Source organism: Allomuricauda sp. ARW1Y1, assembly GCF_013407935.1.
Taxonomy (GTDB): Bacteria; Bacteroidota; Bacteroidia; order Flavobacteriales; family Flavobacteriaceae; genus Flagellimonas.
Window position 1 is genome coordinate 74,035 of record NZ_JACBZU010000003.1, and the last position, 20,848, is coordinate 94,882.

Consider the following 20,848-nt stretch of genomic DNA (forward strand, 5'->3'; position numbering starts at 1 on the left):
CATGAAATCGCTAAATAGTCTGGTTATACTGGCCGGAGGGGCTTCTTCAAGGATGAAGAAAAATGCACAGAGCCAATCCATATTGAGCCCAGAAGAACTACAACAGGCTAACGAACGGAGTAAAGGCTTGATTGGTTTAGGTGCAGATGGACGTCCTATGTTGGATTATGTGCTGTATAATGCCAAAAAAGCTGGATATCAAAAAGTGTATATCGTCATTGGCGAAAAAGGGGAGTTGTTCCAAGAGTTTTATGGGGGAAAAGATGGGTTTCACGGACTCGAAGTAGTCTTCGCTATCCAAGCTATCCCATCTGTCAGAGAAAAGCCATTCGGGACCGCTGATGCCCTTTACCAAGCTATGGAGCAGTACCCTGAATTGAAGAAGTTGCGTTTTAGCGTATGCAATAGCGATAATCTATATTCCATAAAAGCGTTTGATAGGGTACGCCATACGAAATCCTCACAAGCCTTAATTGCATATGATCGTGATGCGCTTGAATTTGATTCGGAACGTATTTCACGCTTTGCGCTGGTCAAAATGGATGATGATTCTAATTTGATCGATATTATCGAAAAACCAAAAAGTGATGAGGTAGATAAATACAAAGACAACCTTGGTAAACTTAGGGTAAGTATGAACATTTTTACATTTGACGGTGAAAAGCTTTTTCCTTTTCTGAAGCACTGTCCTGTCCATCCGATACGCAACGAAAAGGAATTGCCAACAGCATTGCTGAACATGCTTGTGAAATTTCCAGGGGAAATGAAAGCTATTCCCTTGTCCGAGCATGTTCCCGACTTAACTGCCAAAAGTGACATAGTGGAGGTGAAAAAATACCTAAAGAAACATTATTCAAAAATGGATTGGTATTAAGGCCCATTAAAGCGCTAACATTAATAAATAAATCATGGTTTCATTTATTGGAGCATGGTCACGATATCCGGGAATACTCATGCATCTAGATTTACTTGGGTTAACTTCGAAATTAACCAAATAGATACGTGGCATCATCGGGTTTATGAAAAGCCACGGAATTTAGTAAGTCCATTCTATCATGGTAATGCTTAATAACATGTGTAGTCTAAATACAAAAACAAATTTATGGTCAAATGGTAAGAGTAAGAGATAATTTTAAACCCAACATCATATGTATGATTTGTTTTGTTGGCTTCATCTTTGGTATCCAGGCACAGCAAAATACCAAAGTGGATAGTCTCCGTAGACCAAGTAATTTCGAAGACAAGGTCGCCCAATTCAGAATGTTCCCGAATGACACCCTTGATGTTATTTTTTTAGGTAACAGCATAACGGCAGGAACGCAATGGAACGAATTGCTGGATATGGACAATGCTGTGAATCGTGGGATATCGGGTGACACGACTTATGGTGTGCTAGAACGCTTGGATGAAATTACCGAGGGCAGACCGGCAAAAATATTCATCTTGTTAGGGATTAATGATTTGGCCAGAAACATTTCCAATGATATTATCCTAAGAAACTACAGTATCATAATCGATCGGATTCAAAAGGAATCCCCGTCTACCCAAATTTATGTTCAGACCCTGCTACCAGTGAATAGCACTTTTAAAAGATTTGTAAACCATTATAGTAAGGCTCCCCTTATTTTAAAGATCAATAGGCGTCTGCGAAAAATGACTGAACAAAAAAAAGTAAACCTTATCGATTTGCACTCACATTTTTTGGACAAAAATGGAAAATTGGATATTCAGTATACCAATGACGGTTTGCATTTAACGGCGATGGGTTATCGTTTATGGGCATTATTATTAAAGCCGTATCTATAAGAAAACTATTTTTTAAACAGTATGTAGGCCATTTCATGGAAAAGTATCATACCTAAATTGGTTACAAAGAAATAGCTGCCAGAAGTACCTAGGTAGGTAATAGTTTCCTATACAAGATAAAAAAGGGTCAACCTTCTACTTTTTGGGAAAAGCAAGTTATGGATGCTTTGGGGATTGGAAGTAACATTTAGAAATTAAGAAGTTGAGAAGGTATCTAGTAAAAGGATCAAAATTATATTGATAATTTTGAATCATTATGATACTTGAGTTTTTAAAAAAGCCATACCCTTTTATATTTAATCGCTATAGTGTTTGGGTTCCATCCAGTATCACATTCGTATTGATTATTTTTTTGGCCCCTTTGGGATTCTCATCGATCGACCTTTTTGAAAGAGTTGTCATTGCTCTGGTGATAGCATTGATCATAGCGGGTACAATCCATTTTGGCGTCATCGGTTTAAAAAGACTATTGCCAAGCTATATGGGTGAGGACAGCTGGACCATAGGCAAAGAGTTTGTATTGTATGTTTTTATATTATCAGTGATTATTTTGACCATATCTTGTGTGTTTATTGCCGTGGTCCTGTATCAATATGATAGTATAAACCCAGCTGAAATCTTCCTAAATGTGTTTTTAAGAACAGCGAAAATAACCTTTGGTATTTGCATTATTCCCATAGTTATTTCTATTCTTATCGAGCAAAAAAATTACCAAAAAAGACAATTCCTAAAAGCACATCAACTGTCCGAAAATTTAAAAAAGGAAATCTTTTCCATTAAAAATGAGAAATCAAAAAGGGAAGAAAAAGTCTTGTTCAGATCGGATAATAATGATATTGAACTGCAACTAAATTTCGAGGATATCATATTTATCAAATCGGATGGGAATTATATCGAAGTACACTATCAAAATAAACATAATATTGCTAAAAAGGTAATTCGGCAACGGATAAAAAATATTGAAGCTTCTTTGCCCAAGGATATTTTTTTTAGGTGTCATAATAGATTTATCGTTAATAAAAGTTTCATCATCAACATAAACGGCAATGCGAGAGGTTTAAGTTTAGAGCTTGCAAACAGTGATGAAACGATTAATGTATCCCGAACAAAAATTAAAGCGCTTGAATCATTTTTAGTTCAGTAGGAAAATTGCCTTCCCATTCTTAACATATACTTCCCGCCCTTACCATCGCCCTAAAAACATGGTGTATTTTTTAAAGATGACTATCATATTTGCCTAAAATCTGCAAATTATGATGGAGCCCCTGATGGATTTTGTATTGTATTTACACATTACTGTAGGTGCTATTGCCCTGGTCACCGGAGGTGTTGCCATAGCAAGTGAAAAAGGTAAGTCCATTCACCTTAAATTTGGAAGGATTTATGTTCTAGCGATGACAATGGTTTTTCTGACCGGTATCGTGGTTGCGGGTTATGCCTTCAATAGATTTCTATTTTTAATCGCATTTTTAAGCTACTACAGTGTTTTTTGTGGGGTACGTATCCTACGGTTAAAAAAGCTCCACAAAGGTCAAAGACCAAAATGGTTCGATTGGTTTGCAGGGATTGTAAATACGATGGCAAACCTTGTTTTTATAGGCTTAGGTATTTATTATGTCAAAGGAAATGGTCTGTTTTCGGGTGGCGCACTGCTATCCTTGGGTTTTGGAATTGGTGGTTTGTTGATTTCCTATGTCAACCTGCACCCATTCATTAAAAAGCCAAAGAAGGCCTACCATTGGTATTTATCCCATATAGGAAACATGATGGGGGGCTATATTGCTACTCTCACCGCCTTTTTATCCACGGTTGTTACCCGGTACGATGCCATGAATCCTTTCCTGGCCTTCGCATTACCATCCCTAATAGGTGTTCCCATGTTGATTTTTTGGCAAAGGAAAATAGAACGAAAATATTTTAATACAATAAAGTAAGCCGATCAAGAATGAAATATCAAATCAGAATACTCTTCGCAGTACTTGTTGCTTTTTGTCATAGCTGCAACACGGTAACCCAAATAAACATGAACGCCAAATCAGCGGTAATAGGCGAACATGTGGATAGTTTACGTTTTACGTACAAGAAAAAAATCATTGTGGTGGATGCTTCTTTGGAAGATGGCCAGGGGACGCATCAATTCATTTTTGATACAGGAGCGTTTTATACGAAAATTGAAAAGACATTGGCCGATTCCTTGCAGCTGCCAACGGTTTTTACCAAAAGCAATGGCACTGCACAGGGGGTTACCAGGGAGGTGGAAATGACTTCCTCCCGTACGATCAGATTGGGACAAACGGCCTACCAAGACATAGCTGCCGGAAAATTGGTGTATGCCCAAGACTCATATAGCCCTTGTTTGGCTGAGGATGGTATTATGGGTGCCAACCTGATTAAACTCCGGAACTGGAAAGTCGATTTTCAAAGACAGCAGCTTTATTCCTCGAATGAAACTTTTGAAGCGGAAAAGGCAGGAATGGAAGATGTCATAGACTTTAGTACCGGTTTTCTATCGGGCATACCAGAAATTGAAATCCAGGTAGCAGGTAAGACAATTAAAAATGTGCTGTTCGATCTAGGGTATAACGGTGGGTTGGTTTTACCAAAAAAGTATGCCGGATACTTTACGGATACCAAGTCTGAAATCTTCTTGGACCAATCTACTTCGGGCATATTTGGCAGTAATCTTGATACCTTGGAGGTAAAAGTTCTAGACCTCACTTTGGGAAACCATAAAGGTAAGATTCCAATTGAGTTTTCTTCCTTGAACAAAGCCCTTTTAGGCAATGATGTTCTGGAGCATTTCACGGTGTACCTCAATTACGACCACAATAAAATCACCTTGATTCCAATGTCATCCATTGTCGTGGACGAACCCAAAAAGTTCATACCAGGAATACTCAATGATTCCCTTTGGACGGTCAATCGTACACATCAGGACATACCCTTAAAAATAGGGGATACCCTCAAATCCATTAATGGACTCAGGCCTAAGGAGGTCTTCAAATCCCATTGTGACTATTTTATGAATGCTTCCAAATTTATGGACCAAGATAGTATCACCATTGGATTATTGAACGGCAACATCATAAAAACAGTCTTTAACCCATGAAAACGACCTTAACGACCATTGGCCTATTACTGTTGGGTATACATGTTACCATGGCCCAAGACTATACAGAAGCAATAGATAAAGCCCGTTTTTTAATAGAAGCCCATCGACAGCAAACCAACATACCTGGTTGCCAAGTGGCGGTGATGGTGAAGGGTCAATTGGTATGGTCCGAAGGTTTTGGGGTTAGGGATTTGGAAAACGGTCTAAAGGTGACCACGGACACAAAATTCAGGGTGGCCAGTGTCTCAAAGCCCATCACAGCAATGGCTTTGGGCAAACTGATGGAATCACACCAATTGGATATGGATAAGGATATTAGAACGTATTTGCCCACTTTCCCTGATAAGGGATATACCATAACCGCCAGGCACTTAGCGTCATCCACCTCAGGTATCAGGCACTATAATGCGAGTGACCCTGAGTTCAATACCAAGCATTATGGTTCCATACTGGCATCATTGGAAAGATTTGAAAACGATGATATATTGTTTGAGCCGGGCACTCAATATGCATATTCCAGTTACGGATGGGTGCTTTTGAGTGCTGTGATGGAGAAGGCATCGAATACCTCATTCTTTGCGCTAATGGAAAATACCTGGGATGAATTGGGAATGGACAATACCACTTTCGATTATCCCGACAAAAGGGTTGATGATACCTCCATGTTCTATGTGTACGATAAGAAAAGAAAGCCCGCCCCAACCGAGAATAGAAGCTTTATGTATGCCGGCGGGGGCTATCTGTCCACCGCTAATGATTTGGTGCATATGGGTGATGTCCTGATCAGTGATACCTATCTTAAACCCGAAACACGAGAACTGTTGACCAGTACCTACCAACTTAGCAATGGAACGGACACCTATTACGGTTTGGGCTGGGAGACCGGTACGAACAGATTGGGCAGTCAAGTGTTCTTTCATAGTGGATCGTTGCCTACAAGCGTGGCCCATCTTATGATCTATCCTGAAGAAGAATTGGTTTTTGCCTATTTGGCCAATACCGGGGACCATGTCTTTTTTAATGCCAGGGAGGCTCAAAGCATTGCCGAATTGTTTTTGGAAGAAAAGGCGCTCACCAATACTCAAATACAGCAACTGTTGGGTTCATGGCACATAACAACAACTTCACTTCGAAATAAGGACTCGGAAGGCCTGCTACGACTGTCGTTGGATGAAGATGCCATGATTTCTGGCTCCATGACATTCAAAAGAAGCAAAAAAAAGATTACATGTCCGATCATGGTTTCAACGATTAATGGAGGTGAAGTACACTTGATAGCCGTTTCCCCCATGTTCATTGACATGTATGTTACACTTGCCGACAATGCCAAGGCCTTTACGGGTCATTGGCTGCATGATTTCAATATCAAAGGGATACCTGAAAAAGACCCCTATTGGGCACCAAGAAAAATAGATGGAATCAAAATTGATCATCAATAATCCTAATTCAATACCATGAAACCTATAGTCACATTTTTAATACTCCTGCTTTGTAAAGTGGGTCTAGCACAACACATCAAAACCTTTTACTATGTAGAACCTGTCTCTAAAAATTTACCTGTTTTCGTCCGGGGTAATTTAGATGATAAGACCATTCTACTATATGTTCAGGGAGGTGATGCAGCCAACGGTATCGATTTTGGACGTTCGGACTATCCGAGATGGAAAAAAACATTGGAAGAGCATGTTGCCATCGCTTATTTCGATCAAAGAGGTCTTAATAAACCGGTAAAGAAAATAGATACGTCTAACATTAACCAAATTCAAAACTTGAAGGATATCCTAAAAATTGCACAATCCTTAAAAGAGAAATTCAATGCAAGAATATATCTATTTGGTCATAGCAATGGGGGCAGACATGTGTTGGAAACACTGGGTAGATTTCCCGAAGAAAGTGGGTTTATCACTGGAGGTATAGCTTTTAATACGCCCATTACCACGGATTTCTCTTCAAAACGGTACAATTACTATCGTCCACTATATCTTAAAAACTTGGCCCAGGAAAAAATGGCCGATACTGGTAATACGGGGTATTGGGAAGAGGCATTTGAATGGATGGCGAATCGGGATTCTATCCATACCGCAGAAGACTCCAAAAGATGGAATGCCTATATTGACCGTGCTTTTGACCCGGCCAAGCGTAGCATTGGATTGGGCATGGTTTTCAAAACTGTTTTCGCTCGGCCCTATAATCCCATCAAATACTTGAACAATAAGGACAATAAATTCGTTGGTGATCACCTCTGGTATGCTCAAAAAAAGTTGTGGGATGAAAACAGACAAACGCCACTATGGGCTTTTTTGCCCAAAATCCAGAAGCCTATTCTATTGATTACCGGCAGATATGATGCGATTTCAGTACCGGAAGAAATGGAAGATGCCCATCAATTGCTAACCGATTCAAAACTTAAAATCATTCAAAATGCCGCACATGAGTCCTTTTTGGATCAACCGGAAGAATTCCATGCGATTATTTTAAACCATATAAAACCCCAATCATGAAAAGATTCATTGCAGTTTTTTGTGTACTACTTTCCTACGGTGCCAGTTGTCAAACGATTCAAATTAATACCAAAAACAACAACCTCAATCTATATCGACTACGATTGGAGCGCAGTACTTACCTTGTGTATTTCCAGAATGGGCCGGATACCCCCAAATACAATATAGAGGTTTGGGACAGGGATATACGGCAGACTGTTGAAAATACCTATACTATTAGCTGGGTTCGGCAGAACTACAAAGAAGTCCATAGGTATACGATTAGGACGGGTCAAGGATTTCAGCCTCTTTCAGAAGAAATCGTTGTAAATGGTTTGGGTGAAAGCCGAAAAGATGAGCTGCGCAAGTATTACCACTTTAAAGATGATAAGGTCTTTACGGACAACGATACCATCAAGCATAACCAAGTTCGCTTTACCATGGAAAATACGGCTTTGGCTTTTAATTGGGAATTGGACTTGGAAATACTTGGTATGCTTCCATTTGAGGACTACAAGCAGTTTGACATCAATTTTTATCATCCGGGTTCCAAATCAAAACCTGAATACCATACCTATCAAAAGGTAAGGGAAGAAAAGCTGTCCATTAATGACCAAGAATTCAGCTGTTGGGTACTGAAAATAGACCACAATGAGAATCAATGGAGCGAATTTTGGGTAGATAAGCAAACGCACAAAGTCTTGCAGATGCGTGATTTTTTCTACGGAAGGTTTCGTTATAAAAAGTTGGTGATTTAATACATCTTTTACTGGTTGTGGATTGAGAGAGTTTTTTATGTTTTGATTTAAAACTGCTACCAAAAAATATAAGGGTTTGGTATTGGTCCAGGCTTGGTGTTAGTGATCAGAATTTAATAAAAATAGTTTCCCAAATAAGCAAAGTATCTATCGGTTAATTAAAGTACCCGTTTTGATTTGTGAAAATGGTGGATCGTCCATCCTTGTTGATTTAATTTCGATTTTGTTGAAAGAACCTAGAAAGCCAGTCATTACCTAAATTTCTTTTTATATCATATAAAGTCATACATGTTAGATTTATGAAAATCAACTTCACACCCATCTACAACTATGTGCATACTTAACAAATAGTACAGGTCAGCCTGTTTTGTTGCATTCAGTCTTCTTTGATGCAGGATATGGATTCATAAATCTTAGCCTTTTAGTCTATAAAAAGAGCGTTTATAGCCTATGCTTTGCAGTTTTTGAGCTATAAGTTTGATTCTCTCAGCCCATGAAGGCGTTTAAAACACTTAGTCCTGAGAAGACTATAATAAATAGAATGGACGAATAAAATTGCAAAGGATCAATGCGACATACGCCTCTTCTTGGACATCAACAAAAAAAGTGCACCACAAAGTAACCAAGCGGGCAAGGTCATAAAGGATAAAAAGACATCAAAGTAAACAGAAATACCATAGCAAATCCCGAAGCTGATGGCCCATGCCCAAAACACCGCACGATTGAATTTCATATTCATTTTTTCCGCATAATCCAGTATGATATTCGATTTCTTCCCATAAAAGTGTTCGAACACGATAATAGCTCCCATAGGTGCCAAAATAAAGCCATAGAGTGCCACGAAGTCCAATAACTTCATCGCAAATGCAGGAAAGAGTCCAGCTAAGGTCGCTACGCTGCCCGCGATGATGGTAACCCAAAAAGTAGAGGTTTTAGGGATGATCGCTTGAAATGCCAAACCTGCCCTATAAATGGTAGGGTTGGCCGTTGTCCACCCTGCCAGCACCACGGCGATGGCGCCAAAGATTCCCAGTGCATTGTAGGCTAGGGGACCGGGAGCTACATTGGGAGCGTTTCCACCGGCCAATGTAGCTTGTGCTTCTGGTGATTCCAAGTAAACGGCATAAAGTAGTGCCGCAGCGATCCATGCCATATAATGGCCTACATACATCCCTGCCGCAGTGGTCCATCCAGAACTTGCCTTTTTGGCAAACCGGAACACGGAGAGGTCGGACATGCCCACGTGCATGGCCGCATTCGCGAACCAAGACCAAATGGCAACATGCCAGAAGGTATATTTGATTTGCCCTGGAAAAGGTTCACTGCCTTCTCCCCAAATATTCCAGAAATCAGAGAAACTGTTCACATCAAGATCGCGCAAAGCCACAATGCCGCTCGCCAAAAACGCCAGCACTATGATGGGGGACATATAGTTGGCCGCCTTGGAAACGGTTTCATAACCCTTGGCCGCAATAATGGAGATTACGGCCCCAATGGCCAAAACGATGATGATCCAGGTAATTCCGTTCGGCATGGTATCGGTCAACTTGGGCATTTCCATATCAAAAGGAATACCAACGGCCGTGGCCGAGACCGTAATCATGGCTCCCGCCAGAAAACAGAAAAGGATGCCATTGGCCAGATTGTAAACCGTCACTAAATTTTTGCCCACGATCTTTTCCAATTGATAGTAGAGCGTGAGCCGATATTTAACGGCTATTTCGGCGGTAAGGAAACGCCAACTGAGCACGGCCAGCAGGTTCCCCAAAAGAAGTCCGATAATTAAATCAAAGGCGCTGACCCCTGTGGTCAAAAAGAGTGGCCCGATTACAAACTCGGTGCCTGCTGCATGCTCACCGGCATACATTCCCAAAAAGCTTTTCCAGCTTTTAAGTTTTGATTGGGGCACTGGTTCCCTTTCGAATTCGCCACCTGCGATTTCCTCGATTTCTTCATCAATATTGTATTGGCTCATGCGGTTTGGTTTGTATCGTTATTTCTTAGGTGAATGCTGGTTAGATCAGGTGCTTATGTAGGTCACCAATATCCTCACAACACAATTGATCCATGATTTGCTGTAATTGCACTTTTAATATGGTCATGGTATGGTCGCCCCCCTTCTTGCCCAAGGCTGCAGCTCCGTACATAAAGGAGCGTCCCATGAATGTAAATTCGGCCCCTCTGGCCAGTGCTCGTGCCATATCCGGACCGGAGCGCATGCCACTGTCCATCATTATGGTAATCTGGTCCTTGTATTTCGCGGCAATACGTGTCAGTGGGGCAATGGTAGATTCCCCCGCATCCAATTGTCGTCCGCCATGGTTGGAAACAATAATACCGTCAAATCCCAACCGAATGGCCTGTTCGGTATCTTCCTCTGAGGCCACCCCTTTCAACACCAACTTTCCTTTCCATTTATCTCTTATGGGTTTGATGCGTTCCTCGTTTAACCTTCCGGAGAAGGTTTTGTCCATAAACTTGCCCAATTGCTTTAGATTGAGTCCTTCAGGGGTGTAGGGCCGCAAGGTCTCAAATGTGGGTATGCCATATTTAAGTGTTTGCATGGCCCAAGTTGGCTTGCCCAATACTTGAAGCATATTGGCCATTGTCATCTTCGGGGGCAGGGCCAATCCGTTTTTAAAATCGCGGGGTCGGTAACCAAAGGTGGGTACGTCGCAAAGCAGCACCAAAACAGGGCATCCCGCAGCTGCTGCCCTATCCAAAATATCATTTCTGACCGCGTCCTCCGCTGGATTGTACAATTGGAACCAAGCCTTACCTTCGGTAAGTTCGCTGGCCCGCTCAATATCCATGGTCGTCACGGTGCTTAGGATAAAGGGCACATTGTGTTTGTTGGCCGCTTTGGCCAGTATTTCAGGTGAATTGGGCCACATCAAGCCTTGTAGACCCACGGGGGCGACACCAAAGGGGGCATCGTATTCTTCCCCGAAAAGTGTGGTCTTTATAGAGGCACCTTTAAATTCCTTGATGTAGGTGGGCTTTAGGGTAATGTCCCGTATTTCCGAGGTATTTCTACGGATGTTCACATCCTCGTTGCAGCCACCGTCCAAGTATTCGAAGGCAAAGCGTGGGATTCTTTTTTGGGCTTTTTCCCTCAGATCGTCAACGGAAGGATATCGGGTATCGAAACTTTGGGCCATATCAATTGGTAATTAAGGGGCTGTGTTTTTTTAAAGCATAGTTTTTTTCGAGGAACTTTTGGTCCAATTCCACATTGGAAATGGCAATGGCGGCTCCTAGGGCGGACCCAAGAGATGCGTCGGTAGTCTTGATTTCCATATGGTTAAGGCCTTTGGCCAATAATTCCACAAAAATTTGATTATTGGCAAAGCCCCCGTCAACGTACAACTGTTTGATATGCTCCTTTCCAATGGCACGTTTTATACTATCTATCTGTAATTCCATCAACTCTATCATTAATTGGTGATAAGCCTCTTCATAAGAGTTAAAGTCCATGGCGGCAACGGACTTAGGTTTTGTAACCTCAAGGCTACTCCAGTCAAACCTATGTAAAAAATTATCTTTTAGTTTCTGATAAATGTTTGGATCAAACATGACAGACTGGTGATAATTGTCACCCACGTTAAAGTGCTTTTCAAGTTCCTTGATTTTAAGATTGTATTCATGGCCTAAAAACAAGCGTGCCGCTTTTACGGGAGCTCCATTGATACGCATGTAGTTGATACAATTGGAATCCGTATCCTCGTCCGTCAGGAGTTGTTTTGAAAATGGATTGAGGGCAATGCTCCAGGTTCCTGTAGAAAGCAGCAGGAATTTTTTGTCAATACTGCGGATATAGGGCAAAAGGGCAGCTGAACTGTCGTGGATGCCCACACCTATCTTGATTTGGTGACCAAAGAGTTTGGAGTTGATACTGGTACCCGTATCCACTATCGATGGCAATATCTTATGGATTTCCTCTTGATAGACCCAGTCGTGATAATCCTGCTTTTCATAGTTCCAAAGCGCAGTATGGCAACCGATACTGGTATATTCACTGACCGGAATTCCCGTAAACAAATAGCTTAGATATTGTGTTAAATGAAGTGAATGTTTGATTTTTGAAAATACGTCCGGTTTTTCGTGTTTTAACCAATACAATTGGATGCCCGAGTTGAGCATACCCTCCCGGGTGGTGCCTGTTTCCCTACAAAACTGTATCTCGGGTCCATACTGCGCATAGAACTTGTCAATGATGGCTGCATTGATAGGCTTTGTATAATTGTAGAGAGGTGTAACCACCTTTCCCATATCATCCAAATGGACAAAGCTTGCGCCATAGGATGAAAAATTGACCGCCTTTATTTTGTAATCCTTTGCTTTGAGTATGTCTTGAAAAGTACGTTGTACCCAACTCTCAAGTGCTTTCAGGTTCTCGGTGGGGTGTCCATCCTCATCTTCAATGGTTTCCAAATAGGTGTAATCGCGATGGACTTCCCTAAAGTCCATATCAAAAAGGAAAAATTTTTTATTGGTCTTACCAATGTCAAAAACCGCAATTACTTCTTGTGCCATTTGCTTTGGATTATAGGCCTGTTGCCATGGTATGTTTGCCTCTTTCGTCCACCAATTTTTTGCGAACTTTCAAATTTCTGTAAGTGTCCAATGGGTTTAGCGCTCCTCCGTTGGATATCCTGGCCCGCTCCAATAGTGGGCGTATATCCGTAAGATAGGCTTCCTGTAAAATTTCCTGGCACAAGGTCACATCATGGTTCTGTTGTGCATCACGAAGGGCCTTTTGGTCTACCAATAATGCTTTTGCGTAGGACGAGCGTATGGCCTCCAATGACTGCATCAAATCTTCCAAAGGGTCTTTTAGATTGTGACTGGCATCGATCATCCAAGCAGGGTAGGGATTCTGTGGATTGTTTTCCATGCCGTACACCAATTCGTTGAAAATCAAAAATAGGGAATACGGTTTGATGCTCCCTACGGTAAGGTCGTCGTCCCCATATTTGCTATCGTTAAAATGAAATCCTCCCAACTTGCCCTTCATCATTAAAGTGGCGACTATCTGTTCAATATTGGTATTGGGCAAATGGTGGCCCAGATCGACCAAGGTATAGGCTTTTGGACCACATTCATTGGCCAACATAAAGGAAGTGCCCCAATCTTGGATTACCGTGCTATAGAAATTAGGCTCGTACGGTTTGTATTCAATAAAGAGCTTCCAATCCTCGGGTAAGGTACTGTAGATTTGCTGCAAACTGTCCTGCGTATTTTTGAGTACGGTCTGGAAGTTGTTCTGTCCGGGAAAACTGGAACCATCGGCCAGCCATACGGTCAAACTTTTGGACCCTAATTTTTCGCCCAGTCGAATGACATCGATATTGTGTTGTATGGCCTGTAGCCTCGCATTATCGTCCGTACTGCAGAGGGACCCGAACTTATAGGAATGCCTTTGGTCGGGTTGGTCTTGAAAGGTATTGGAGTTCATGGCATCAAAAGTGAGCCCCAACGATTTGGTCAATGTCTTTATCTTTTCGGCATCTTCCGGCACGTCCCAAGGGATGTGCAGGGAAATGGCGCCTGCTGATCTGGTAAGCGCATGAATGAGTCCAACGTCCTCAATTTTTTGCTCCAAAGTGCCCGGTTCACCATGGTATGAGAAACGACCAAAGCGTGTTCCTCCTGCACCCAAGGCCCAACTGGGAATGGCTACTTGAAAATCGCTTATTTTCTTTAGGATATGTTCAACATCAAAACCTTTTTTGGATAGGGTATTGGCCAAAAAATCAAAACTTTGATGGTGTTGGTCCAAGCTATTTTGATGTTGGTGGGCAATCCGTTCTTTATCGAGAATCATACATACTATTTTTTTGAAAAAATCCGCCGGTATGCATAAAGCCAACCAGCGGATCAACGTAACTAAACTAACCAACTAGTAAGTAATCTGACAAAGGTGTTGGTCAGCCCCTGTCATTTTCGTAATTCCATATTTTTATTTGGTCATGGAATAAGAGTCATTGACTATCGTGTAAATGCGTTGGCCATGCCACCATCTACATTGATAATGTTTCCAGTACTTTTATCCAATAGCCCTACAAAAGCGAATACACCGTTGGCTATATCTTCTGGATATATAATTTCATTGAGCAGGTTTCGTTTGGCATAGTGGGCTGGCAGGTCTTCCACTTCAATGCCATAGGCCTTGGCACGGCCTTCGGCCCATTCACCTTCCCAGATTTTGCTTCCTACGATAACGCCATCGGGATTTACCGTATTCACACGTATTCCTTTACCGCCCAATTCTGCTGCCAATAAACGGACCATGTGTTGCTGTGCCGCTTTGGCGGTTCCGTAGCCCACGTTGTTGGGTCCGGACACCAAACCATTTTTGCTGGCGATGCTGATGATATCTCCGCCCAAATCTTGCTTGTTCATAATGTCCACTCCTTGTTTAAAGAGCTCGAACTGTCCTTTTACCAGTACGTTTTGAAGTAAGTCCCAGTCTTGCTCGGTGGTCTCTGCCAAGGGTTTTGAAATGGCCAAACCTGCACTGTGTACGATCAGGTCCACGCCCCCAAATTCCAAACAAGCGGACTTATAAGCATCTTCTATGGATACTGAGTTGGTCACATCACACACGGCATAGCTTGCTGTATCCCTTGGGTAGGTTTCCATGGCCTCTTTTAATCGGTCTTCGGCGATATCCGTCAAAACCACATTGGCCCCTTGTTCGGTAAGTTTATCGGCAATGGCCTTACCGATTCCGCCTCCAGCACCAGTGACCAAGGCCACTTTTCTGGACAAAGGCTTCTCTTTGGGCATCCGTTGCAATTTCGCCTCTTCCAATAGCCAATATTCGATATTAAATGCCTCTTGCCATGGCAAGGAGGTGTATGCCGAAATGGCTTCTGCGCCGCGCATTACGTTGATGGCATTGATATAGAATTCACTCGCCACACGGGTGGTCTGCTTGTTTTTGGCAAAGCTGAACATCCCAATTCCCGGATAGATAATGATGACCGGGTTGGGGTCTCGCATCGGAGGACTGTTATCGTGCTTGCACGTATCATAGTATTTGCGATACTGGCTTCGGTATTGTTCAAATGCTGGTTCCAGTTTTTTGAGAATGTCACCGCTATTGGATAGGTTCTCTTCGGTATCCAACGGAAGTACCAAGGGTTGTATTTTAGTGCGCAAAAAATGATCGGGACATGAGGTTCCCATCGGCGCCAGTCTTTCCAGGTCATGGCTATTAATGAACTCCATAACCACATCGGCATCGGTAAAATGCCCGATCATTCGGTTCTCGGAGGAACATAATCCACGTAGCAAAGGCATCAATTGTGCCGCTTTTTGTTTTCTGGCCTCTGAGGGGAGTGATTTAATCTTTTCACCACCAAAAATTTGATACTTCGATTTTGTTTTGTTTGCAATATATTCAGAAGCCATTTCGATGACTTCCAGACTGTTGATGTAGCATTCATATGAAGTGTCACCCCATGTGAACAGACCATGGCTTTCCAGCACTATACCGCGTATACCAGGGTTCTCGTTCAAGCACTTTTCCAATTGAAGCCCAAGGTCGAAGCCTGGTCGCTGCCATGGCACCCAGCCCATGGTGTCTCCCCAAATTTCCTTGGTCACTTTTTCACTGTCTTCGGCAGCTGCAACGGCAATCAAAGCATCGGGGTGTAAGTGATCAATGTGCTTAAAGGGCAACAGGCCATGCAAAGGGGTGTCGATGGAAGGCGCACGGCTGTCCAAGTCATAGATACAATGGTTAAATAGGCCCACCATCCTATCCTCATCGTGAAGTCCGGTATAAACTTTCTTTAAGTTTCTTAAACGTTGGGTATACAAGCCGGCGATTCCCGATCGGGTCAGGGTACCAATATCACCTCCAGATCCTTTAATCCACATCACTTCGACCTCTTCATTGGTCAACGGATCCTTTTCCATGGTCTTACAACTGGTATTACCACCTCCATAGTTGGTAATCCTAAGATCGGCACCAAGAATATTTGAGCGGTACAAAAACAGGCCTACCTGATCATCGCCTAGCGCTGCCGCTTTTTGGTCATCCCACAAATAATCTACATGCTTAAAAACTTTAGTCTGCATTATTTACTATTTTGATTTCGAATGTACAGCAATGCCATAGGATAAGCATCCTGTACTATACTGTTCGATAACATTTGGGTGATAATGGGTTGTGTAGGTGTCCTTATTTTTTGGGACAGGCTGCAAATAAATTACATTATCTTCATACCCTAAAATCAGGAACAATTGTTTACACATGAACATAAATTCAGTTGGGCACATAAAGGTTGATGTTGATTCACGTATTCCAAAATACAAACAAATTGTGGATTCCTTGGTAACAAGTATTGCGAATGGGGATCTTGCGTATGGGGATAAAATACCATCGATCAATGAAGTGAGTGAAGAATGTCTGTTGTCCAGGGACACCGTGGAAAAAGCGTATACTATTTTAAAGGAGCAACGGATTATAGTTTCAGTGCGGGGAAAGGGCTTTTATGTGGCAGAGACGGATATTAAATCAAAAAGGAGCGTACTCTTTTTGATCAATAAACTGAGCAATTATAAAATGCGGATATATAATTCTTTCGTACAGGCCATTGGTAGCGATACAAAAGTAGATTTGGATATTTATCACTGTGAGCCATCTGTATTTTCCGATATCCTGGAACGCAAGCTAAAGGAATATGACCATTTTGTTATCATGGCCCATTTCAAGGATGCCCATCGGCATCACACTGGCTGCTCCGAGGAGATTTTACAGCTGATCAGGAGTATTCCCCCTGAAAAATTAATTATACTTGACAGGGACATAGAGACCCTGTCCTTAAAAACAGGCCGTATATTCCAGGATTTCAAGGATGATATATACAATGCCTTAAATACGGGTCTTTCCAAAATAGACAAGTACAAGAAAATGGTTCTCGTTTACCCCAGCAAAGCTTTATACCCCTATCCCAAGGATATCGTGGTGGGATTCAAAAAATTCTGTATTCATCATGATTTCGACTTTGAGGTTTTGGACGAAATTTATGAAGGGATGGAGCTTCAAAACAAGGACCTTTATATTACCATTGCTGAAACCGATTTGGTCAATTTGGTAAAACAAGTCAGGGATGCCCATTTGGAATTGGGAAAAGACATTGGCGTCATCTCTTATAACGACACCCCTTTGAAAGAACTTTTAGGTATAACCGTGATCAGTACAGACTTTACAAAAATGGGAGAAAAGGCGGCGCGAATGATACTTGAAAATAAGCGGGAGACCGTTTTGAACGACTTTAACTTTATCCATCGAAAGTCCTTGTAGACCGATATCCAAAAGGCTTTTTTTCGCAAACACTTATTGACCCTACAGTACAGTACAGGATAGATTTCTTTTTTTATCATGTTACTATTGGAGGTAGGTTTGGTAGTGTATACCGTACACATTACGTTCAATTCACCCATACCAAGAAACAATTACGCATAAATTAACTAAACTCAACATTATGAAAGAAATGTCAATGGAAAGGTGCTATCTTGACATTCGGAAAGCATCTTTTTTTCTTTTTCTTTTCACGGTTTTAGGCATATTCTCCGCCTTTGCCCAAGAAAGAACAATCAATGGTAATGTAACGGGTCCCGATGGGATGCCGTTGCCAGGAGCCAGTGTGGTGGTCAAGGGGCTGCCCATTGGTGTATCCACGGATTTTGATGGCAACTACACCATTTCAGTACCACAAGCACAGAATGTCCTTGTGTTCTCGTATGTCGGTATGATTCAGCAGGAGGTAGCTATTGATGGAAGAAGTTCCATAAATGTCGCTTTGAAGGAGGATACGGCCCAACTGGATGAAGTAGTGGTTATTGGCTATGGTACTCGTAACCGGGAGGATTTGACCGGAGCGGTATCCACCATTCAAGCCAAAGGTATTGAAGAACAGCCCATCACTACGTTTGAGCAGGCACTTTCGGGTCAAGTTTCAGGGGTGCAATTACGGCAAAACGGTGCGCCCGGTGGGGGGCCTGAAATCCTGATTCGAGGTGTTGCTTCTACAGGCGGCAATAATGCTCCATTATATGTGGTGGATGGAATACCCTTGGGAAATGTGGATAGCCAAAGGGATAATTTTGTGCTCAGTTCCATCGACCCAAACAGTATTGAATCCATAAGTGTACTTAAGGACGCATCTGCCAAGGCCATCTATGGATCTCGGGCATCCAATGGTGTTGTGGTCATTACGACCAAACGTGGAAAAAGAGGCAAACCGACCATTACTTTCGGCACGTCCACGGGCTTTCAGTCCATTCCTGAATTTGAACAGCCGGATGTATTGAATGCGGAAGAATTGAGACGCTATCGAATAGAATTTTTTGAAGATAAACTTTTTGCCACGGGAGCTTTGGGACCGAACGAAATAGCGGATTTGGACCGCTTGATTCGGTTGGGAGAATTAGGTGAAGGGACCAATTGGTTTGATGAAATAACTCGAAGTGCTCCCATTTCAGAGTACAATATTGGGGTTAACGGAGGTACGGAAAATGTACGGTACAATATTTCAACAAACTATACCAATCAGGATGGTACTTTGATCAATACCAATTTTAAACGCTATAGTATTAGGGCAAATCTGGATGTCAACGTAACTGACAACATTCGATTTGGTCTGAATTTGGCACCTACACAAATTCTCGCCACTGGTGGCAGGACAGATGCCGGTGCCAATAACTTTAATATCTTTGCCGCCGTACCTTTGTCCCGGTGGACCGATCCTTCTGCACCTGTTTTCGATGAAAATGGCGAATTGACCAATGTGGCATTAGGGCAGTTAATACCTTTTTATAATGTAAACCCGGTGTACTTAATGACCGGCAGGGAAGATAACAGACGAACCAATCAATTATTGGCTGGTTCCTTTGTGGAAGTGGATTTGATGGAAGGACTGACGGCTAAAACCTTTGGGTCCATTCAGTACACCGATCGAAGAAGTACGGCATTTCAACCTTCTGATTTCCCTGGTGAAGGCGCTTTGACACCAAATCTATTGGGGACTAGGCAAGCTAGTGCCAGTATAGGTGAGTCCACCAACTTTAATTGGATTTGGGAAAATACCCTGACGTACTCCACAACAATAGCTGATGCACATCGGATTGATGTACTAGCTGGTTTTACCATGGAAAACAGAAGATTTGATAACACCAGCATCAATGCGGTGAATATCATCGATGAATCCATTACCATTCCAAGTTCAGGGAATACAGACCCTGAAAACGTCAATAACTTTACAGGGGGCGGGGATTCCGGCGAGAACAGTTTGGTATCACTTATTGGTAGATTGGATTACGCCTATAAAAATAGATATTATGTAACTGGAACCATCCGTAGGGACGGCTCTTCACGCTTTGGTGCCAATACCAGATATGGAAATTTCCCATCCGTGGCAGCGGCATGGCGTATATCCAACGAGCCCTTTTGGGAAAAACTTAAAAATACAGTTTCCGAGTTTAAACTTGAAGGGGGATATGGTATCAGTGGTAGTAATGCCAATATTGGGAACTTTCAGGCACAGGGGACGATTTCTGGTGGCCCAGACTATATCTTGGGTGGTGAGCTTGCGCCGGGTAGCGCGGTTTCTGAATTGCCAAATTCGTTGTTAACTTGGGAGGAGGCAAAAGAACTCAATTTAGGTCTTGATCTGGGCTTTTTAAACGATAAAATTTTCTTGGGAATCGATTATTATGATATTGAGACAGAGGGATTTCTTTCTGGATTGCCCTTGCCGACAACTTCAGGTTTTAGCAATATTCTGACCAATCTGGGAAGTATTGAAAATAAAGGTGTGGAAGTGGAGCTCCGTTTAAGTAATGTGTTAAATGGCAATGATTTTCAATGGGATGCCAATTTTAATTTTACCCGTAACCGCAGTAAAGTTCTTGAACTTGCCGCTGAATCCGGTTTTATTAGAAGAGGCGCTATCGCACGAACCTTTACGGAAACAGCGGTCGGTGAAGAAGTCGGACTTTATCGTGGCTTCAATGTTACTGGGTTGTTTACGCAGGCCGAAATCGATGATCCCAATGTTCCCAAATACCCTGGGGCAGTTGAGGGTTCATTGAAATATGAGGATGGCAACGGAGACGGTGTTTTGGGGGATGAGGAAGATTTTATAATCATAGGAAATCCCAATCCCGATTTCATCTATGGTATGGTGCATAACTTCCGTTATAAGGATTTGGATTTGAGCATCATATTTTCGGGAGCCGTAGGTCAACAGATATTTAATGGTACCAACCAATATAATGGTAATCAGGATGGCGTTTTCAACGTCGACAGAAGACAATTGGAACGCTGGCGTCCAGGCGACAATCCGGCCACTAGCACCATACCTGGTACTGCCAGTGACATCAGCAGACAAAGATTCCGTCTGCCCAACTCTCTTTCAGTTGACGATGCGGATTACCTCTGGGTCAGAAATATCACCCTAGGCTATAATCTTAAAGGTGAGCTCATTGGAAACGTTTTCAAGAATGCACGGATCTATACCAGTATCCAAAACCCATTCTTGTTTACCGAGTATGATATGGGCAACCCTGAAATCAACCGTTCCGGTGATACGGCCCTGGTAAGGAATGTGAACTACGGGGCGTATCCTATTTCAAGAATCTACACGCTTGGTGTAAATGTTACATTTTAAAAATAC

General features: G+C 42.3%; 15 protein-coding genes. 10 read left to right on the forward strand and 5 right to left on the reverse strand.

The annotated features are described in order from the left end of the window. The first annotated feature begins 1 nt into the window (after position 1). The 8 genes from GGE08_RS09390 to GGE08_RS09425 all read left to right on the forward strand — a co-directional run bounded on the left by GGE08_RS09390 (position 2) and on the right by GGE08_RS09425 (position 8,156). Positions 2-874, forward strand: coding sequence for a sugar phosphate nucleotidyltransferase (locus GGE08_RS09390; protein ID WP_179384637.1), 873 nt, complete (start codon positions 2-4; stop codon positions 872-874). A gap of 278 nt (positions 875-1,152) precedes the next feature. Then, on the forward strand, positions 1,153-1,806 hold the full coding sequence (locus GGE08_RS09395) for a GDSL-type esterase/lipase family protein (RefSeq protein WP_218847525.1): 654 nt from the start codon (positions 1,153-1,155) through the stop codon (positions 1,804-1,806). Between the two features lie 256 nt (positions 1,807-2,062). Next, positions 2,063-2,950, forward strand: a complete 888-nt coding sequence (locus tag GGE08_RS09400) for a LytR/AlgR family response regulator transcription factor (RefSeq protein ID WP_179384639.1) — start codon at positions 2,063-2,065, stop codon at positions 2,948-2,950. 109 nt (positions 2,951-3,059) lie between these two features. Beyond that, complete coding sequence (locus tag GGE08_RS09405) at positions 3,060-3,740, forward strand: hypothetical protein (protein WP_179384640.1); 681 nt, start codon at positions 3,060-3,062, stop codon at positions 3,738-3,740. Between the two features lie 89 nt (positions 3,741-3,829). Next, positions 3,830-4,915: an aspartyl protease family protein gene (locus GGE08_RS09410; RefSeq protein ID WP_179384641.1), complete on the forward strand. Its 1,086-nt coding sequence runs from the start codon at positions 3,830-3,832 to the stop codon at positions 4,913-4,915. Next, entirely contained in the window at positions 4,912-6,357 is a 1,446-nt protein-coding gene (locus GGE08_RS09415; protein WP_179384642.1) for a serine hydrolase domain-containing protein, read from the forward strand. Before GGE08_RS09410 ends, GGE08_RS09415 begins: the two co-directional genes overlap by 4 nt. Positions 6,358-6,372: 15 nt before the next feature. Continuing rightward, complete coding sequence (locus GGE08_RS09420) at positions 6,373-7,419, forward strand: alpha/beta hydrolase (protein WP_179384643.1); 1,047 nt, start codon at positions 6,373-6,375, stop codon at positions 7,417-7,419. After that, the gene (locus GGE08_RS09425; RefSeq protein ID WP_179384644.1) at positions 7,416-8,156 is read left to right on the forward strand and encodes a hypothetical protein; all 741 of its coding nucleotides are present in this window, start codon (positions 7,416-7,418) and stop codon (positions 8,154-8,156) included. Before GGE08_RS09420 ends, GGE08_RS09425 begins: the two co-directional genes overlap by 4 nt. Positions 8,157-8,721: 565 nt before the next feature. On the opposite strand, the gene GGE08_RS09430 is transcribed toward GGE08_RS09425, so the two are convergent. The 5 genes from GGE08_RS09430 to GGE08_RS09450 all read right to left on the reverse strand — a co-directional run bounded on the left by GGE08_RS09430 (position 8,722) and on the right by GGE08_RS09450 (position 16,247). Next, the gene (locus GGE08_RS09430; RefSeq protein WP_179384645.1) at positions 8,722-10,131 is read right to left on the reverse strand and encodes a cytosine permease; all 1,410 of its coding nucleotides are present in this window, start codon (positions 10,129-10,131) and stop codon (positions 8,722-8,724) included. Positions 10,132-10,171: 40 nt separating this feature from the next. Then, positions 10,172-11,317, reverse strand: coding sequence for an alpha-hydroxy acid oxidase (locus GGE08_RS09435; RefSeq protein WP_179384646.1), 1,146 nt, complete (start codon positions 11,315-11,317; stop codon positions 10,172-10,174). 1 nt (position 11,318) lies between these two features. Continuing rightward, entirely contained in the window at positions 11,319-12,692 is a 1,374-nt protein-coding gene (locus GGE08_RS09440) for an FGGY-family carbohydrate kinase (protein ID WP_179384647.1), read from the reverse strand. A gap of 10 nt (positions 12,693-12,702) precedes the next feature. Further along, on the reverse strand, positions 12,703-13,983 hold the full coding sequence (locus tag GGE08_RS09445) for a TIM barrel protein (protein ID WP_179384648.1): 1,281 nt from the start codon (positions 13,981-13,983) through the stop codon (positions 12,703-12,705). A gap of 164 nt (positions 13,984-14,147) precedes the next feature. After that, complete coding sequence (locus tag GGE08_RS09450; RefSeq protein ID WP_179384649.1) at positions 14,148-16,247, reverse strand: bifunctional aldolase/short-chain dehydrogenase; 2,100 nt, start codon at positions 16,245-16,247, stop codon at positions 14,148-14,150. A gap of 175 nt (positions 16,248-16,422) precedes the next feature. Between GGE08_RS09450 and GGE08_RS09455 the strand changes: the two genes are divergently transcribed. Continuing rightward, positions 16,423-17,475 (forward strand): GntR family transcriptional regulator, encoded by a 1,053-nt coding sequence (locus GGE08_RS09455; protein WP_179384650.1) that lies wholly within the window; start codon positions 16,423-16,425, stop codon positions 17,473-17,475. A 181-nt stretch (positions 17,476-17,656) separates the two neighbouring features. After that, positions 17,657-20,842 (forward strand): SusC/RagA family TonB-linked outer membrane protein, encoded by a 3,186-nt coding sequence (locus tag GGE08_RS09460; protein ID WP_179384651.1) that lies wholly within the window; start codon positions 17,657-17,659, stop codon positions 20,840-20,842. Positions 20,843-20,848: the final 6 nt, after the last annotated feature.

Coding starts and splice junctions, on each gene's coding strand:
- GGE08_RS09390 (WP_179384637.1), top strand. CDS start 2: ATGAAATCGCTAAATAGTCTGGTTATACTGGCCGGAGGGGCTTCTTCA.
- GGE08_RS09395 (WP_218847525.1), top strand. CDS start 1,153: ATGATTTGTTTTGTTGGCTTCATCTTTGGTATCCAGGCACAGCAAAAT.
- GGE08_RS09400 (WP_179384639.1), top strand. CDS start 2,063: ATGATACTTGAGTTTTTAAAAAAGCCATACCCTTTTATATTTAATCGC.
- GGE08_RS09405 (WP_179384640.1), top strand. CDS start 3,060: ATGATGGAGCCCCTGATGGATTTTGTATTGTATTTACACATTACTGTA.
- GGE08_RS09410 (WP_179384641.1), top strand. CDS start 3,830: ATGAACGCCAAATCAGCGGTAATAGGCGAACATGTGGATAGTTTACGT.
- GGE08_RS09415 (WP_179384642.1), top strand. CDS start 4,912: ATGAAAACGACCTTAACGACCATTGGCCTATTACTGTTGGGTATACAT.
- GGE08_RS09420 (WP_179384643.1), top strand. CDS start 6,373: ATGAAACCTATAGTCACATTTTTAATACTCCTGCTTTGTAAAGTGGGT.
- GGE08_RS09425 (WP_179384644.1), top strand. CDS start 7,416: ATGAAAAGATTCATTGCAGTTTTTTGTGTACTACTTTCCTACGGTGCC.
- GGE08_RS09430 (WP_179384645.1), bottom strand. CDS start 10,131: ATGAGCCAATACAATATTGATGAAGAAATCGAGGAAATCGCAGGTGGC.
- GGE08_RS09435 (WP_179384646.1), bottom strand. CDS start 11,317: ATGGCCCAAAGTTTCGATACCCGATATCCTTCCGTTGACGATCTGAGG.
- GGE08_RS09440 (WP_179384647.1), bottom strand. CDS start 12,692: ATGGCACAAGAAGTAATTGCGGTTTTTGACATTGGTAAGACCAATAAA.
- GGE08_RS09445 (WP_179384648.1), bottom strand. CDS start 13,983: ATGATTCTCGATAAAGAACGGATTGCCCACCAACATCAAAATAGCTTG.
- GGE08_RS09450 (WP_179384649.1), bottom strand. CDS start 16,247: ATGCAGACTAAAGTTTTTAAGCATGTAGATTATTTGTGGGATGACCAA.
- GGE08_RS09455 (WP_179384650.1), top strand. CDS start 16,423: ATGAACATAAATTCAGTTGGGCACATAAAGGTTGATGTTGATTCACGT.
- GGE08_RS09460 (WP_179384651.1), top strand. CDS start 17,657: ATGAAAGAAATGTCAATGGAAAGGTGCTATCTTGACATTCGGAAAGCA.